The sequence below is a fragment of the Ectopseudomonas oleovorans genome (assembly GCF_003052605.1).
Classification (GTDB): domain Bacteria; phylum Pseudomonadota; class Gammaproteobacteria; order Pseudomonadales; family Pseudomonadaceae; genus Aquipseudomonas; species Aquipseudomonas oleovorans_A.
Window position 1 is genome coordinate 1 of record NZ_QASO01000073.1, and the last position, 15,368, is coordinate 15,368.

The window sequence follows — 15,368 nt, forward strand, 5'->3', positions numbered from 1 at the left end:
CCTAGCAGCCTGTCGGACTTGAATTCATAAATGGACAGAGCGCGACAAAGACAAAGCGAATTGCCCACTATTTGAGCGTTTTTAACCGGTTGTTGCCCTGAATTTCCTGAATTCGAGCGGATTCAGCCTCTGTTCACGCATTTTGAACGGAATGCGGGCGCAACGTGGCCATGCGTTTCAAGTTCCACGCCAGGCACACCAGGGTCCATTCGTTCTGGACATTCGCCAGACCGCGCAGCAGGAACTGACGGAAGCCCATCACCGACTTGATGATTCCGAATACCGGTTCCACCGTCTGCTTGCGCTGCCCATAGGCCGCGCGCCCGGCCTTGGTCTTGAGTCGGTGCTTCATTTTGTCGACCGGACTGGTCGGCTCCGATGACGCTGCCGGCTCTTCGAAACGCTCGCGCCAGTGCCGATGGTGGGCGTCGCGGCCCACGGCAATCAGGGGCTCGATCCTGGCGGCCTCGCAGGCTTCGACATTCTTCTCGCTGAAGTAGCCGCTATCGGCCAGGAATTTCTCCGGCTGGTTCAGCTCCTCGGGAAGCGCTTGAAGCTTGGCCAGCATCGGTACGACCTGTTCCTTGTCGTTGCCCGCCTGGGTCACATGCGGCGCCATGACCAACATGGATTCGCTATCGACCAGCGCTTGGGCGTTGTAGCACTGCTCGAAGCCGCCACCAGCCACCTTCATGATGCGCGACTCTTCGTCGGTCAGGTTGATCTGGTCGTCCGGGCGCGGGCCCACCTGCGGCGGCTTCGGCGGTTTGCCTCCAGGCTTCTTGCCGTTGGCCTTTTCCTTGGCCTCGCGCTTGTCCAGCTTGGCTTGATACTCGGCCTGCTCGCGCTCGAGGCGTTCCTTGGCCCGCGCTTCGATCTTGGTCTTGGCTTCTGCTATGGCGGCCAGGCGGTCTTCGCGCCGCTTGATCTCGTCGGGCAGACTGACCCCGTCGGGGAGGTCGCTCTGATCGGCCGCTTCTGCCAGCTTGAGCATCTCCTGGACCTCGGCCTTTAGCTGGGCCTCGATCTTCTCGGCGTGAGCATAGGACAGGGCGCTGTGCCGCGAGGCATTGGCGTGGATCTTGGTGCCGTCCAGACTGACCGTGCCAAAACGCGAGACTTGGTTCTCGCGCGCGATTTGCAGTACCTGCACAAAGGTCGCGGCGAACTGCTCTCCGTGGCGACGGCGGAAGCTGGCCAGGGTGTCGTGATCCGGGTGCTGGTCGCAGGCGATAAACCGGAACGCCAGGGAGTCATAGCTGGCTCGCTCGATCTTGCGGCTTGAATACGCACCCGTGGCATAGCCGTAGATCAGCAACGACAGCAACATAGCCGGATGGTAGGCAGCGCTGCCACGGCCCGCATAGACGCTCTCCAGCTTCGACAGATCCAGGCCCTCTACGACCTCCACCACGTAGCGCGCCAAATGTGACTCGGGCAGCCAGTCCTGCACCGACGGCGGGAGCAAGTAGTCGATTTCGCGGTTTATCGGTCGAAAGCGGCTCATACAGTCAGGTTCCAGGAGCGATGCGCAATTCTACCGGCGAGGGGAAAAGTCCGACAGGCTGCTAGACCGCACGAACCGTGAAATCGTCAGCCAGGCGCTGGCCGATATCGATCTGCAGCAGTTCGAGGATGGCCAGCAACTGCTGGCGGCGCTGCACAGCAGACGTCCTGATCTGCTGCTCAGCGTCGAGCTGAATGGCCTGGACGGCCGCGACCTGCTCCGCGCCCTGCACCAGAGCGCCGAGTTGGCGGACCTGCCGGTGATTCTGCTAAGCCGTGAAGATCAGTTGCAGGAACTGGTCGGCCTGGGTGCCAGCGCCTTGCTCGGCGTGCCCATCGATCCTGATGAACTACACCAACTGGTCTGCGACCTGACCGGTAAGGAGGCTAACGATGCTGTCTAAGGACTTTCGACAATCACGCGTGGTCATCGTCGATGATGTGATCGCCAACAGTCGCCTGCTGGAGTCCAGCCTCCGGGCCTTTGGCCTGCGCGACACCATCAGTTTCTCCGATTCGGCCGCCGCGCTGGACTGGTTGCAGCACAACCCCTGGAGCCTGCTGCTGCTCGATCTGGACATGCCGGCGCCGAACGGCTTCGACATTCTCCGCGCGCTGGCCGACCGTGATCGCAGCAGCAACCCGATCATCATCATCACCGCGCTGAACGACGCGGCCAGCCGCCGCACCGGCCTGGAACTGGGCGCCAACGATTATCTGAGCAAACCCGTCGACCTGCCCGAGGTGATCCTGCGAGTGCGCAGCAACCTGCAACTGAGCCAGGCCAGCCTGGCCCTGCAGGAAACCAACATGAGCCTGGAGCAGCGCGTACGCGAACGCACAGCCCAGCTGAACCAGAGCTATGGTGCGCTGGTGCGTACCCTGTGCCGGGCATCGGCCTACAGAGACAGCGAGACCGGTAACCATATCGTCCGTATCGGCGAGTCCGCCGCGCTGATTGCCGAGGCTCACGGCATGAGCCCGGAGTGGGTCGAGCTGATGCGCCAGGCGGCCCCGATGCACGATGTCGGCAAGATCGGCATCGCTGACCATATCCTGCTCAAGCCCGGGCCACTGAACGAGGAGGAGCGTCAGCTGATGCAGCAGCATCCGGCAATCGGCCACTCCATCCTCACCGACCAGCACGCCTCTGCGCTCACCGACCTGGCAGCCGAAATTGCCCTGAGCCACCACGAGAAATGGGATGGCAGTGGTTATCCCAATGGCCTGAAGGGGGAACAGATCCCTCTGTCAGGCCGCATCGTCGCCATTTGCGACGTTTACGACGCGTTGCGCATGCCGCGCCCCTACAAGGAGCCGTGGCCCATCGAAAAGGCTCAGGCCTACATCCGCGAACAAGCCGGCAAGCATTTCGATCCGCAACTGGTCGCCCTGGTCGAAAGCCTCTACGAGAAGATCGAAGCACTCCAGCACGGTCTCAGCGACTGCGTGCAGGGAGACTGATCGACCTTGATAACGACAAGAATCCTCTGCCCGTGAGTCACCTTCTCAATTTCCGAGTACTGCCATCATGAGTTTCAGATCCATCTCCATAGCTCCACGCGCCGCCATCGGGTTTGGCTTGATCGCCTTGATGGTCTTCGCCCTCGGCGGCTTCGCCCTGATGCAGATGAACAGCATGCACGACCGCTCCGGCGAGGTCGAAAACAACTGGATTCCCAGCCTCAATACCCTCGGTGATGTCACGCAGGATATTTTGCGTCTACGCGCGGCGACCCTGCGCATGTTGCTCAGCGAAGATGCGCAGCAATTGCAGGAGAGCACGCGGCTTGCAGAGAACCTTCTGGCTGACCTGGGACGCGTGCTGCAACGCTACGAAGGCATGATCAGCTCGGCCGAAGAGCAGGCCCATTACGATGATTTCAAGCGTTACGAAAGTACCTACCTGAGCACCCGCTCCCAGCTCGTCCACCACCTCGAGACCGGTAACCGCCCTGCCGCGCTGGAACTGCTCTATGGCAGCCTGAACCCTCAGGCCGACGCCATGATCAAGTCACTCAATGAGTTGATCACGCACAACCGCGAGGGTGCCTCGGAGGCAGCCACAGCCGCAGAGCGCGTTTACATTCAGGCCACCCGTGGCACGCTGCTGGTGATGGCGCTTGCCGCCATCGCGACGGTCATACTCGCCACGCTGCTGACCCGCAGCATCGTCAGGCCGCTGGCCGAGGCCGTACAAGTGGCCGACTCGGTAGCCAGTGGTAACCTGACCCTGAGCATCGACACCCGTGGCAACGACGAACCGGCCAAGCTGCTGCAGGCGCTCAAGAGCATGCAGGGCAATCTACGCGGCACCATCGAACAGATCGCCGACGCCTCCAATCAACTGGCATCGGCCGCTGAACAACTGAGTGCCGTCACTGATGGCACCGCGCGCAACCTGCACCAGCAAAGCCTGGAGATCGACCAGGCCGCCACTGCCGTCACCGAAATGAGCAGCGCCGTGGATGAGGTGGCGCGTAACGCCGCCAGTGCCTCGGAAAGCTCCAGCGAATCCGGGCGCATTGCCCGCCAGGGCAGCGAGCGCATCACTCAGACGCTGTCGTCGATCAACCAACTGGCTGCCGATGTCGATTCGACCTCAAGCAACTTCGGCCAACTGGCCGGCAAGATCCGTGGCATCAGCCAGGTACTCGACGTGATTCGCAGCATCGCCGAACAGACCAACCTGCTTGCCCTCAACGCCGCCATCGAGGCTGCACGTGCAGGCGAAGCGGGTCGCGGTTTTGCCGTGGTTGCCGATGAAGTGCGCGCCCTGGCGCACAAGACCGGGCAATCCACCCGCGAGATCGAGACCATGATCAGTACCGTGCAAGGTGACACCGAACAGGCGGTGCGCGCCATGGAATCGAGCAACGGGCTAGCCAAGCAGACGCTGGACATCGCCGAGGGCGCGGGAGTCGCGCTGGATCAGATCATTCAGTCGATTGCCGAGATCGGCGACCGCAACCTGGTGATCGCCAGCGCCACCGAACAGCAGGCCCACGTCGCCCGTGAAGTGGATCGCAACCTGATCAACATTCGCGACCTGTCGCTGCAGAACTCGGCTGGTTCGGAACAGACCAGCACCGCCAGCCGCGCGCTGTCGAGCCTGGCCGCCAACATGCAGGGCATGGTCGCGCGCTTTCAGGTCTGAGCCTTCGCAGCGGGTGCCCGGAGCCGACTCCGGTCACCCGCTCAGCGCGAACGCCGACAGCGCTCGGAGCAGTAGCGCACCTCGTCCCAGCAGCGCGCCCACTTCTTGCGCCAGCTGAACGGCAGGCCGCAGACCGCGCAGGTCTTCACTGGCAACTCGCTTTTCTTCACAGCATCTCCCCGGCATCGAGCTTGGCCAGCAGGCGCTCGCCCCAGTCCCACAGCGCCTGCTGCTTGGCCTCGGTCATGCGCGCCAGGTTGCGGTAGACCATGCCAATGCGCGGGTTGCGTTCCAGAGGCTCGCGGTGGCGCATCAGAAAATGCCAGTACAGCGCGTTGAACGGGCAGGCCGATTCGCCGGTGCTCTCGCTCACCTTGTAGCTGCAGCCCTGGCAATGGTTGGACATGCGTTTGATGTACTGACCACTGGCGCAATAAGGCTTGGAGCCGAGGTAGCCACCGTCGGCATGCATCACCATGCCCAGGGTGTTGGGCAGTTCCACCCAGTCGAAGGCGTCCATGTACACGGCCAGGTACCAGTCGCAGATGGCCTTGGGCGCGATACCCGCGAGCAAAGCGAAGTTGCCGGTGACCATCAAGCGCTGGATATGGTGCGCGTAGGCATGTTCCAGGGTCTGGCCGATGGCCTGACGCATGCAGTTCATCCGCGTCTTGCCGGTCCAGTAGAACTCTGGAAGTGCGCGTGAATTGCCGAAGCGGTTGCCTTCGGCGTACTCCGGCATGCGCAGCCAGTAGATGCCGCGCACGTACTCGCGCCAGCCGATCAGTTGACGGATGAAACCTTCGGCGGCGTTCAGCGGTACGTCGCCGGCGCGATAGGCCGCCTCGACATCGGCACAGAGCTGGCGCATGTCGAGCAGGCCAATGTTCAGTGCGGCGCTGATGCGCGAGTGAAACAGGAAGGGTTCGTCATCGGCCATGGCGTCCTGATAATCGCCAAAATCCGCCAGGCCACGGGCGAGAAAATGCTGCCAGAGACGCTCGGCCTGCTCGGCAGTCACCGGATAGTCGAAACCGTCCAGACGGACGTAGTGATGGGTAAATCGCCGTGCCACCAGCGCCAGCACCTCGGCAGTGATGGCGTCCGGTTCGATACGCAGCGCTGCAGGCGGACGCACGCCCTTGGGCAAGGCTTTGCGGTTGTCGGCATCGAAGTTCCAGGCGCCACCCTCGGGCGTGCCATCGGGGTTGAGCAGCAGACCGCTGGCGCGGCGCATCTCACGGTAGAAGAACTCCATGCGCAACTGCTTGCGCCCCTTGGCCCAGGCAGCGAACGCATCGCGGCTGCAGAGAAAGCGGCTGTCCTGATGCCAGTGAATCGGCACGCCGCAATGACGCAGCGCCTGCTCCAGGCGCCAGTCGCCGCACTCGGTCAGATGCACCTCGGCAGGGTCGAGCCGTTGCGTCCAGCGCAGCAGCTCGCCCGGCAACGAGCCCGTGTTGTCCGGATCGTCCAGGGCTACGTAATGCACCTGCTGGCCCTGCTCACGCAAGGCTTCGGCGAAATGGCGCATGGCGCTGAAGATCAGGGCGATCTTCTTCGGGTGATGCGGCACATGACTGGCCTCCTCCATCACTTCGGCCAGCAGCACATGGTCGTACTCGCGGTCGATGTCCTTCAATGCACCGAGGCCGTGGGTAAGCTGGTCACCCAGGATCAGAATCAGACGGCGCGCACTCACAGCGGCACGATCTCCATATTCGGGTGGCGGCGCAGATGGCCGAGCAGGATGTGATAGGTATCGAGATTGAAACCGCCACGACGCGCGGCCAGCAGCGGCTGGGCATGATCGAGTTGATCGACCGTACCGAGATGACGCCATTGATCGAGCACATGCCACTGAGTGAGGCCGTGCTGCTCGTCGCGCTCGACCAGCGCGACCGGCCCGTTCCAGGGCCAGGCCTGGGTCTGCAAGCGCTCGGCACCGGCAAGCAGCCGCCTGTCATGGGCCGAGCGCGGTTCCTCACCACAGCAGGCGCCCGCGCAGCGCCCCAGTTGATAGGCGAAGCAGGCTCCCTCGCCCTCCTCCAGCCCCAGCACGCGCAGACACAGACGCCGCTCGCGCGCCTGCTCCAGTAGCCACTGGCGCGCCTGATGACGCGAGCGGAACAGCCCAACATGCCTGAGCCCGGGCCTCAATGCATGGTGCTGCAGCAGTTCGATGTGCAGCTCACCATGCTCGCCCGCCAGCGCCCAGGTCAACAGCTCGCGCTGTTTGCGCAGTCGACGGTTGTACAAGGGTTGCAGACGCTTGATCTCGGCGGACTCGAACAGCAGAGCGCCCAGTTCACCGGCAGTGACTGCCAGCGCCCAGGTCAACAGCTCGCGCTGCTTGCGCAGACGACGGTTGTACAGGGGTTGCAGACGCTTGATCTCGGCGGACTCGAACAGCAGAGCGCCCAGCTCACCGGCCGTGATAGCCACCTGCACATCGCGGATCTGCTGCACCATCTGCAGGCTACGGCGGTCGCGATGATCGTTCTGAAAGTGCGACATCACCCGGCGGCGCAGATTGCGGCTCTTGCCCACATACAGTTGCGCACCACCGTCGCCCAGGAAGTAATACACACCCGGACGTTCCGGCAACTGGGCGAAACGCTCCGCGGCCAGCAACGGGGGCCGCGCCGCGCTACGCAGCTGATGCCCCAGAGCCGTCGGCGCGACCTGCTGCACCAAGTGCCGAGCCAGCGTCAACACGGCCTCGGCATCCGGCACGGCGCGATCGCGGAAGAAACGCGTAATGCCAAAATGCGCGCAAAGCGCATCGAAGCCGGCGCTCGCCAACTCCGGCAGCGCCGCTCTGGCCAGGCGCAGGGTGCACAGCTGCGCAGAGCGCAGCGTCTTCCAGTCAGGCAGCACTCGGCGCAAGAACGCCAGGCTGAAGCGCAGGTTATGGCCCACCAGCACGCGGCCGCAAATAGCCTCGGCTATCGCCTGTGCTTCGCTATCGATGCGTGGCTGGCCGCGTAATTCCAGAGGGTGTAATCCACTCAGGCTGAGCGACTGCGAGGGCAGCGCGACACTCGGCTCGAACAGCCAGTGCAAGCGCTCTGCGACACAACCCTCGGCGTCGACCTGAATGATCGCCAGCTCCCAGATGGCATCACGTGCCGGGTGGGCTCCAGTGGTCTTCACCTCCACGACTGCCAGGGCCCTGCCCTGCAACGTGGCGGCCGGTGCGAAGGCAGCCGTCACCAGCCAGAACGGAAGGCGATGGGCACGCGCAGGCTGTTGTCAGCCGATGGCATGCCGCACATCTCGTCATGTACCGAGCTGTGCACCAGGAAGAATGGCAGCGCCGGCATTTCCTGCAGCACGTCACGCGCATGCTCTATCGAACGCAGGTTGAGCGTACTGCCCTGGTCGGTAAGAATCGGGTGGGCACGTCCTTCCATCCGCGCCTCGAGCAGATAAATGCCACCCTCCAGGGAGATCAGATTGAGTTCGTCGACGCGTCCGGCTTGAGCGTGAGCGGACAGATCATGCAGATTCATCGGGCTTGCCTCCTGCCTTTAACTATACAAGAACTTATACAAAATTGATTCTTGTACAACAAAGAAAAAGCTCAAGCCCAAAAAGCAAAACGCCCGTCACGTTCGGACGGGCGGTTGTGAAGCGGTCTCGGATCAGTCGTGCTTGGTGACCTTGTCCAGATAGCCCATGGCGAAGGCCGAGCCAACGAACGTCAGGTGAATGATCACGTACCATTTCAGGTACTCCAGATCGTAGTTCTTCGCATCCATGAACACCTTGAGCAGGTGGATGGACGAGATCGCCACGATGGACGCCGCCACTTTCATCTTCAGCGAACTGGAGTCCATCTTGCCAAGCCAGCTGAGCTTCTCGGTGCCCTCGTGAATATCCAGACGCGAAACGAAGTTCTCGTAGCCGGACAGCATCACCATCACCAGCAGCCCGCCGACCAACGCCATGTCGATCAGCGACAGCAGCTTCAGGATCACATCAGCTTCGGCCAGGGAAAAGATCTGCGGCAGGATGTGATAAAGCTCCTGGAAGAACTTGACCGACAATGCCAGCACGGCGAGAGAAAGACCGAAGTAGATCGGCGCCAGCAACCAGCGCGATGCGTACATGGCGTTTTCGATGAAGCGTTCCATGGAGAACTCTCTGAGGGAGGGAAAATCGCGGCGAGTATACCCATCGCCCAGCATCAGCAGAAGATGCCCAACGCACTGTGGATAACCACAGCCCTGCTGTCTCGCCCAGCTGGCCCTGGCGCGCGTTGTTTCAGGCGTTTCAGCTCTGCCCGTCAGTCTCGGGCTGCGGCTGAAATACACCGCCATGGCTGTGGCGTTCGCCGTTGACACGACGCAACTCGGCCTGCAGGTGCAGACACCAGATCGGCGGTTCGTAGCATTCTACGTAGCCTTGCAGGACCAGGCTCTCGGCAATCGCCGTAAGCACCCCTTCAGCGACAGAGGGCCCATAGAACGGGCCCTGCGCCTTAATAGCCGAAGGCTGTGCTCCCGACATACCGGCAGCGCAAAGCAGTGTCCAACGTCCGTTGTCTCCTGCCAGTGGCTTGATCACGCACTCGATTCGGGTGACCAGGCCCAGACATTGGCAGGTGAGACAGAGGCTGCGCGGCATGGCGGCTACCCTCGCGGAATCCAGGCTCCAGCCTACACCCCGAGCGGTCGCACTGTGAAGGCCAAAGTTATCCATGCAATCTGTGGATAACTCTGTGTATGAGGCGTGAGCAAGAACGCCTGCGCGCCTGTCCCGGGCAATCCGGGACAATCGTGCAAGATATGATCAGCTCGCTGCGCCTTCGCCCTCGCCTTTCTTGCGCCGCGGCGCCTTGGCCGGTTTCGCCGCTGCCGCCTCGGCTTCGGCTTTCGCCTTGTCCGCGTCGGCCGGCTTGAGCGCTTCTTCCAGCCCGATCTCGGCGATATCGCGCAAACGCTCGACCACACGGGCGTTGACGCTGCCTTTGGGGAAGCGACCCTTTTCGTCCGGGTGCCCGGCCGCCTCGCCGACCAGCAAGCTCAATGCCTCGTCGACATGGCGCACGGCATAGACGTTGAACTGGCCGGCACGCACCGCCTGCAGCACACGCTCATCGAGCATCAAGTTGGCGACGTTGGAGTGCGGGATGATCACCCCCTGCTCGCCAGTTAGGCCACGCGCCTCGCACAGGCGGAAGAAGCCTTCGATCTTCTCGTTGACGCCGCCGACCGCCTGCACCTCGCCGAACTGGTTGATCGACCCGGTGATGGCGAAGCACTGCTTGAGCGGGGTGCGCGACAACGCCGAGATCAGCGTGCACACCTCGCCGAGCGAGGCGCTATCGCCGTCGACGTAACCGTAGGACTGTTCCAGGGCGATACTGGCGGAAATCTCCAGCGGGAATTCCTGGGCGTAGCGGCTGCCAAGGAAGCCGGTGAGGATCATCACGCCCTTGGAGTGAATTGGCTGACCAAGGCTGACTTCACGCTCGATGTCGACGATGCCGCTACCGCCCGGATAGACGGTGGCGGAAATCCGCGCCGGCACACCGAAGGCCGAGTCGCCGACCTCCAGCACGGTCAGGCCGTTGCACTTGCCGACGGCGGCGCCGCAGGTGTCGATGAGAATGATGCCGGCCAGCATGTCGTCGATAATCCGCGCCGACACGCGTCCGGTGCGGGTGGCCTTGGCCTTGAGCGCGCGCTCGATATGGCCGACGTCGGTGATGCTTTCCCCGGCAAGCTGGCGAATGAAGTCGGCCTCGCTGACCAGCTGGAACAGGTCACCGATACGCGCTGACAGGCGACCCTGGTGCTCGGCTAGACGCGCGCTGTGAGTAGCCAGGCGCGCCACCGCAGCGCCGGTCAAGGGCGCCATGCCCTCTTCCGAGGTACGCGTTTTCATCAGTTGCGCGAATTGCTCAAGACTTTCTTCGGCGAGCGGGATGTCCTCGTCGAAATCGACCAGTACGCGGAACATCTCCTGGAAGTCCGGATCGGCGTCCTGCAGCGCGTAATAGAGCTGACGCGAGCCGATGATGATGACTTTCAGCTGCAGCGGAATGACCTGCGGGTTGAGGGTGACGGTCGCGATGCGGCCGAGATCCCCCAGCGGCGACTCCATCTTCAACTGGCGCGAATGCAGGGCGCGCTTGAGCGCCTCCCAGACGAAGGGCTCACTGAGCAGTTTTTCCGCCTCGACCACCAGGTAGCCACCGTTGGCGCGGTGCAACGCCCCGGGGCGCAGCTGACGGTAGCTGGTGTACAGCGCGCCCTGATCGGAGCTGTACTCGATGCGGCCGAACAGGTTGTCGTAAGTCGGGTGCGACTCGAACACCACCGGTGCACCGCCGTTGGCGTGGTGACCGACCACCAGGCTCGGGCAGTACATTTCCTCCAGCAGCTTGCGCAGCTGCGGGTCGGCCTTGTCGACATCCACCAGTTGCTCGACGGCGGTTTTCAGCAGATTGATCTGCATGGCCTGCAGATAGGCGCAAACGCCGGCGTTTTCCGCGTATTTCTGCGACAATGGCGCCAGCAAGGGCTGCAACGCGACAGTGATGGTCTCTTCATTGAGCTGGCGCAGCAGGTTGCTCGACTCGCGCTTCCACTGCGGCAGGCTGGCCAGCTCCTCGTTGAGGCGTTCTTCCAGCGCGGCAATATCGGAGTGGAAGCGCTCGCGCTCGGCTTCCGGCAACTGAGCGAACTCGGCTTCATCCAGCGCCTTGCCGTCGGCCATCGGGGTAAAGGCGATATTGGTGCTGTCGCGGTACAGGGCCACGCCCTTCTCCAGCGACAGCTTCTCGATCACATCCAGCGCCTGGTCGTAGCGCTTGTTGAAGCTGCGATCGATGGCGCTTTTCTTCTGCTGATAGGTCGGCGTTTCGAACACCGCCGGGAAGGTGGCCAGCAGATTGTCGATCAACTGGTTGATATCGGCGATGAAAGCACTCGCGGTGCCGGCTGGCAGCTCCAGCGCGCGCGGCTCGCGCGGCTCGTCGAAATGATTGACGTAGACCCGGTCGGCCGGCGTCTCCATGCGCTTGGCTTCGGCCTTGAGGTAGCGCTGCACGAAGGAGAAGCGTCCGGTACCCGGCTCGCCCATGACGAACACGTTGTAGCCAGGGCGCGGCATGGCCACGCCGAACTGCAGGGCCTCGACCGCGCGGGCCTGGCCCAGTACGCCGCGGAAGGGTTCGAGATCATCGGTACTGCTGAAGTTGAACTGCTCGGGGGCGAAGGGGCGGGTCAGTGAGTCGGGGGCAAGGCGCAAAGCATCGAGGCTACGCTTGGACATTGGCGATCCTTATAGCGGGCGGAAGTTTCCGCAAAACATGGGTGATTCTGGGCTTGTGGCGCGAAAGGGATCAAGGCTTGATTCAGCTCAGGATGAAAAATCCGAGCGCGTAATAAGCTGCCCACCACCGCCCTTCACGCGAAAGCCGCCATGCCCAGAGCCGATCACCTGCATTGAGGAAAGCTACGACCTGCGTCAGCGCAACCAAGCCGATGCGCTGTTCGAAACCCTGGGTTTTCACGTCGCCCAGGTTGGCAACGCCTCGCCATTCTGGGCCTTTCGCCTGCGCGTGCCTTGGCTGCTGGCGACCATCGCCAGCGGCACCCTCTGCGCCCTGCTGGCCAGCCTGTACGAGCTCACACTGGCCAAGAGCATCGTCCTGGCGTTCTTTCTCACCCTGGTGCTGGGCCTGAGCGAAAGCGTGAGCATGCAATCGATGTCGGTGACCATCCAGGCGCTGCGCAGCGTCCGCCCCAATCTGAGCTGGTACCTGCACAGCCTGCGTCATGAACTGCCGACAGCCCTGCTGCTCGGCAGCACCTGCGGCAGTCTGGTGGCGATGATCGTCTGGCTCTGGCGCGGCGAGGCCTGGACCGGACTGATCATCGGCTGCAGCATCCTGCTGTCGCTCTGCGCCGCCTGCCTGCTCGGCCTCAGCGTACCAACGCTGCTGCACGCCCTGAGGCTCGACCCCAGGATCACCGCAGGGCCGGTGACCCTGGCAGTGACCGACCTGTGCACCTTGCTGTTCTACTTCAGCCTGGCCGCCTGATTGCTGTGACCCTCCCTATCCTCGGCACAACGCAGGCAGTATTCGGCCACCGGCAGCGCGGCCAGACGCGCCGCCTCGATTGCTTCGCCGCAGCACAGGCACTCGCCATAACGCCCCTCGGCCAGGCGCAGCTGCGCCTGGTGCACCAGCAGCAGTCCCTGCTCGGCCTCGGCCAGCAGGGCTTCGAGCACTTCGTCATTCTGCCGCTGCTGCGCCTGTTCGGCGAAATCCGCCGAGTGGCTGCGCCCCAGATCGCGGCGAATCGCCTCGGCGCGGGTGGTGTAGTCATGCAGCAGAGCGTCCAGCACATCACGGTGAGCCATGGGCAGTCTCCTAGCGTTGAAGAGCGCTCAGTGTGATGCGCAGCACGAAGCTCGTGACTGACGCCGGTCAGCACTTGCGCGAAATGTCTTGTTCGACTGCCTTGACACCAATCGACAGCCTGGCCAAAGCTCGGCCATCGCCATGACCAGAAGAACAGCGATCTTGAAACGGATATTCGCCGTCCTTGCCCTGAGCCTCAGTCCTCCCCTGCATGCCGCCACGCTCGAACAACTGGCCAACGACCCCTACTGGATCGCCCTCGGCCACTACGAGACCGGCAAGCTCGGCGGCTGGCGCAGCTATGTCGACGACGACGATTTCTTTCTCGCAGAAGATGGCGACAGCAACCCTGCAGCCGAACTGCAGGCGACCCTGAAGGCCCTGTACCAACCCGCTGAACTGGGCGACCGTCACCCACAATGCGTCTACCCGGCGCGTATCCGCTGGCTCAAGGCGCAATTGCAACTCGATGACCTGCCCAGCCCCGACTGCGCCGAATACCGAAACTGGATCGCCGACGTCAATCCGCACAGCACGGTGCTGGTGTTCCCAGCGGCCTACCTGAACAGCCCCTCGTCGATGTTCGGCCATACCCTGCTGCGCATCGATCAACCGGATATCGACAGCCACAACACCGCGCTGCTGAGCTACGCGCTGAACTTCGGCGCCTTCATCGAAGGCGACGACAACAGCATTCTCTATGCCTGGCGTGGCCTGATGGGCGGCTACCCCGGCCTGTTCGCCCTGGTGCCGTATCGCGAGAAACTCAGCGAGTACAACCGCCTGGAAAACCGCGACCTGTGGGAATACCGGCTGAACCTGACGGCAGAAGAAACCGCGCGCATGGTCGAACACGTCTGGGAGCTCAAGCAGATCCGCTTCGACTACTTCTTCTTCGACGAGAACTGCTCCTACCGCCTGCTGGAGCTACTGGAAATCGCCCGCCCCGGCATCGAGCTGACCGAGCATTTCCCGCTCACCGCCATCCCCACCGATACCGTGCGTGCGGTCAAGGATGCTGGGCTGATCGAGCGCATCGACTACCGCCCTTCGCGCGAGCGTGAGCTGCTGGCGCGCGCGGAGTCGTTGCAGGCCGACGAAGAGGCCTGGGTCTTGCGCCTGAACCAGGACCCGGCGCGACTCGAGGATGCCGACTTCCTCGCCCTGCCGGCAGAACGTCGCGCGCTGATCCAGGACGCCGCCTTCCGCCTGGTGCGCTACCACGCCAACGATGAAGAACGCAGCAGCAACGCCCAGCGCAGCTTCCAGTTGCTCGGCGCGATCAACCGCAACCCGCCGCCGCCGCTGGAGGTCGAGCGCCCGCCATTGCCCGAGGAAGGCCACCAATCGCGCACCTGGCAACTGGCCGGCGGCAGCCGCGATGATCGCGCCTTCGCCGAATACGGCCTGCGCATGGCCTACCACGACCTGAACGACAACCTGGACGGCTTCCCGCTCGGCGCACAGATCGAGATTTTCCAGCTCAAGCTGCGTCAGTACGAGAACAACCACTGGCAGCTGCAACGCCTGGACCTGGCCAACATCCGCTCGCTGACACCGCGCAATGCCCTGCTGCAGCCGCTGTCCTGGCAGGTTGGCGGCGGCCTGGAGCGGGTGCTCGGCGAAGATGGCGACACCCGGCTGGTAGGCCATATCAGCGGCGGCGCCGGTGCCACCTGGCAGTTGCACGATGACCTGCTCGGCTTCGCTCTCGGCACCGCGCGTCTGGAATACAACGAGGATTTCGCTGCCGTGATCGCCCCGGCGCTGGGCTTCAACAGCGGGCTGCTGTGGCGCAACCCGTTGGGTAACCTGACATTGGAGGCAGCCGGCGACTACTTCCACAACGGCGAAGTGCGCCGGCGCCTGTCGCTCAACCAACAGTGGGAAATGTCACGCAACCTCGGCCTGCGCCTGAGCGCCCAGCGCGAGTTCAGCCAACTGGCCAGCCCGGTCAATGAAGTGAAGCTGGAGCTGCGCTGGTATCACTACTGACACACCAATGCACTGACGACAGGCTTCTATACTGAAATTCCCGCCACCCGTTTCAGGAGAGTCACCATGCGTCGCACGCTCATGTTTCTCGCCGCAACCCTGATCAGCCTGCCACTGTGGGCCATGCATTGCCCGCAGGATATGGCCAAGATCGATGCATTGTTGCAAAGCGATCCGCCTGCCGACCCAGAGGTGCTGGCCAAGGTGCAGGAGCTGCGCGCCGAAGGTGAAGCCCTGCACAAGGCCGGCGATCATGCCGAGTCGGTCAAGGTGCTGGGCGAAGCCCTCGACCTGCTGGCCGCCAGCGAATGAATCACGCTGGGCTTG

At 63.1% G+C, this 15,368-nt stretch carries 15 protein-coding genes; 6 read left to right on the forward strand and 9 right to left on the reverse strand.

Annotation, left to right across the window (positions count from 1 at the left end; genetic code table 11):
- Positions 1-133: 133 nt before the first annotated feature.
- Complete coding sequence (locus DBO86_RS12505; protein WP_003458619.1) at positions 134-1,507, reverse strand: IS1182 family transposase; 1,374 nt, start codon at positions 1,505-1,507, stop codon at positions 134-136.
- 112 nt (positions 1,508-1,619) lie between these two features.
- Here DBO86_RS12505 and DBO86_RS12510 point away from each other — a divergent pair, with 112 nt between their 5' ends.
- The 3 genes from DBO86_RS12510 (at position 1,620) to DBO86_RS12520 (ending at position 4,663) form a co-directional block, all read left to right on the forward strand.
- The gene (locus DBO86_RS12510) at positions 1,620-1,910 is read left to right on the forward strand and encodes a response regulator (protein ID WP_244185548.1); all 291 of its coding nucleotides are present in this window, start codon (positions 1,620-1,622) and stop codon (positions 1,908-1,910) included.
- Positions 1,900-2,970 carry an HD domain-containing phosphohydrolase gene (locus DBO86_RS12515; RefSeq protein WP_074861290.1) on the forward strand — a complete coding sequence of 357 codons (1,071 nt, stop codon included), beginning with the start codon at positions 1,900-1,902 and terminating at the stop codon, positions 2,968-2,970. The genes DBO86_RS12510 and DBO86_RS12515 overlap by 11 nt, the downstream gene beginning before the upstream one ends.
- A 67-nt stretch (positions 2,971-3,037) precedes the next feature.
- A complete protein-coding gene (locus DBO86_RS12520; RefSeq protein ID WP_074861292.1) occupies positions 3,038-4,663 on the forward strand; it encodes a methyl-accepting chemotaxis protein in 1,626 nt (541 codons plus the stop codon).
- A gap of 41 nt (positions 4,664-4,704) precedes the next feature.
- Here DBO86_RS12520 and DBO86_RS12525 read toward each other — a convergent pair whose 3' ends face one another.
- The 7 genes from DBO86_RS12525 to DBO86_RS12555 all read right to left on the reverse strand — a co-directional run bounded on the left by DBO86_RS12525 (position 4,705) and on the right by DBO86_RS12555 (position 11,950).
- Positions 4,705-4,833: a DUF2256 domain-containing protein gene (locus DBO86_RS12525; protein ID WP_021488275.1), complete on the reverse strand. Its 129-nt coding sequence runs from the start codon at positions 4,831-4,833 to the stop codon at positions 4,705-4,707.
- The gene (locus DBO86_RS12530) at positions 4,830-6,365 is read right to left on the reverse strand and encodes a cryptochrome/photolyase family protein (protein WP_108233819.1); all 1,536 of its coding nucleotides are present in this window, start codon (positions 6,363-6,365) and stop codon (positions 4,830-4,832) included. Before DBO86_RS12530 ends, DBO86_RS12525 begins: the two co-directional genes overlap by 4 nt.
- Positions 6,362-7,819, reverse strand: a complete 1,458-nt coding sequence (locus tag DBO86_RS12535; protein ID WP_244185545.1) for a 3'-5' exonuclease family protein — start codon at positions 7,817-7,819, stop codon at positions 6,362-6,364. The genes DBO86_RS12530 and DBO86_RS12535 overlap by 4 nt, the downstream gene beginning before the upstream one ends.
- Before the next feature lie 56 nt (positions 7,820-7,875).
- Complete coding sequence (locus tag DBO86_RS12540) at positions 7,876-8,178, reverse strand: DUF6482 family protein (RefSeq protein ID WP_004423363.1); 303 nt, start codon at positions 8,176-8,178, stop codon at positions 7,876-7,878.
- Between the two features lie 132 nt (positions 8,179-8,310).
- Positions 8,311-8,802, reverse strand: a complete 492-nt coding sequence (locus DBO86_RS12545; RefSeq protein ID WP_084341507.1) for a TIGR00645 family protein — start codon at positions 8,800-8,802, stop codon at positions 8,311-8,313.
- Positions 8,803-8,941: 139 nt separating this feature from the next.
- On the reverse strand, positions 8,942-9,295 hold the full coding sequence (locus DBO86_RS12550; RefSeq protein ID WP_108233820.1) for a PA4575 family protein: 354 nt from the start codon (positions 9,293-9,295) through the stop codon (positions 8,942-8,944).
- A gap of 165 nt (positions 9,296-9,460) precedes the next feature.
- Complete coding sequence (locus DBO86_RS12555; RefSeq protein ID WP_108233821.1) at positions 9,461-11,950, reverse strand: Lon protease family protein; 2,490 nt, start codon at positions 11,948-11,950, stop codon at positions 9,461-9,463.
- Positions 11,951-12,005: 55 nt separating this feature from the next.
- Between DBO86_RS12555 and DBO86_RS12560 the strand changes: the two genes are divergently transcribed.
- Positions 12,006-12,722, forward strand: coding sequence for a magnesium transporter (locus tag DBO86_RS12560; protein WP_244185546.1), 717 nt, complete (start codon positions 12,006-12,008; stop codon positions 12,720-12,722).
- Here DBO86_RS12560 and DBO86_RS12565 read toward each other — a convergent pair.
- Positions 12,701-13,045: a TraR/DksA family transcriptional regulator gene (locus tag DBO86_RS12565; RefSeq protein WP_108233822.1), complete on the reverse strand. Its 345-nt coding sequence runs from the start codon at positions 13,043-13,045 to the stop codon at positions 12,701-12,703. The genes DBO86_RS12560 and DBO86_RS12565 overlap by 22 nt on opposite strands.
- Positions 13,046-13,187: 142 nt before the next feature.
- On the opposite strand from DBO86_RS12565, the gene DBO86_RS12570 reads away from it, so the two are divergent.
- Positions 13,188-15,041 (forward strand): Lnb N-terminal periplasmic domain-containing protein, encoded by a 1,854-nt coding sequence (locus DBO86_RS12570; protein ID WP_208630433.1) that lies wholly within the window; start codon positions 13,188-13,190, stop codon positions 15,039-15,041.
- 66 nt (positions 15,042-15,107) lie between these two features.
- Entirely contained in the window at positions 15,108-15,353 is a 246-nt protein-coding gene (locus DBO86_RS12575; protein ID WP_004423350.1) for a hypothetical protein, read from the forward strand.
- Positions 15,354-15,368 lie beyond the last annotated feature (15 nt).

What these genes read in the sequence shown, in the direction of transcription:
- DBO86_RS12565 (WP_108233822.1), bottom strand. Translation starts at nt 13,045, where the DNA reads ATGGCTCACCGTGATGTGCTGGACGCTCTGCTGCATGACTACACCACC.
- DBO86_RS12570 (WP_208630433.1), top strand. Translation starts at nt 13,188, where the DNA reads ATGACCAGAAGAACAGCGATCTTGAAACGGATATTCGCCGTCCTTGCC.
- DBO86_RS12515 (WP_074861290.1), top strand. Translation starts at nt 1,900, where the DNA reads ATGCTGTCTAAGGACTTTCGACAATCACGCGTGGTCATCGTCGATGAT.
- DBO86_RS12540 (WP_004423363.1), bottom strand. Translation starts at nt 8,178, where the DNA reads ATGAATCTGCATGATCTGTCCGCTCACGCTCAAGCCGGACGCGTCGAC.
- DBO86_RS12520 (WP_074861292.1), top strand. Translation starts at nt 3,038, where the DNA reads ATGAGTTTCAGATCCATCTCCATAGCTCCACGCGCCGCCATCGGGTTT.
- DBO86_RS12575 (WP_004423350.1), top strand. Translation starts at nt 15,108, where the DNA reads ATGCGTCGCACGCTCATGTTTCTCGCCGCAACCCTGATCAGCCTGCCA.
- DBO86_RS12555 (WP_108233821.1), bottom strand. Translation starts at nt 11,950, where the DNA reads ATGTCCAAGCGTAGCCTCGATGCTTTGCGCCTTGCCCCCGACTCACTG.
- DBO86_RS12545 (WP_084341507.1), bottom strand. Translation starts at nt 8,802, where the DNA reads ATGGAACGCTTCATCGAAAACGCCATGTACGCATCGCGCTGGTTGCTG.
- DBO86_RS12505 (WP_003458619.1), bottom strand. Translation starts at nt 1,507, where the DNA reads ATGAGCCGCTTTCGACCGATAAACCGCGAAATCGACTACTTGCTCCCG.
- DBO86_RS12550 (WP_108233820.1), bottom strand. Translation starts at nt 9,295, where the DNA reads ATGCCGCGCAGCCTCTGTCTCACCTGCCAATGTCTGGGCCTGGTCACC.